This window comes from Aeromonas sp. ZOR0002 (assembly GCF_963866995.1).
GTDB lineage: Bacteria > Pseudomonadota > Gammaproteobacteria > Enterobacterales > Aeromonadaceae > Aeromonas > Aeromonas caviae.
Genome location: NZ_CAWMFQ010000288.1, coordinates 1 through 363, shown reverse-complemented (window position 1 = coordinate 363; position 363 = coordinate 1). Strand labels below are relative to the sequence as shown.

At 67.8% G+C, this 363-nt stretch carries 1 pseudogene; it reads right to left on the bottom strand.

Annotated elements, in window-relative coordinates:
- Nucleotides 1-363, bottom strand: a pseudogene (locus AACR77_RS15580) (hypothetical protein); the annotation flags it as partial.

The following is a 363-nucleotide window of genomic DNA, read 5'->3' as shown; positions in this document are numbered from 1 at the left end:
GGCTTGTTGCTGCGCTGTGGTTGCGGCACTGATGGTCGCTGCACTGCTGACGGCCTGCTTGGCGCTGTCGCTCACCGCCTTGACGGCTTGTTGCTGCGCCGTGGTTGCGGCACTGCTGGCGGCCTGTTTGGCGCTGTCGCTCACCGCCTTGGCGGCTTGCTGCTGCGCCGTGGTGGCGGCACTGATGGTGGTGGCGCTGCTGGCAGCCTGCTTGGCGCTGTCGTTCACCGCCTTTTCGGCTTGTTGCTGCGCTGTGGTTGCAGCACTGATGGTCGCTGCGCTGCTGGCGGCCTGTTTGGCGGTGTCGCTCACCGCCTTTTCGGCTTGCTGCTGCGCCGTGGTGGCGGCACTGATGGCGGCGGC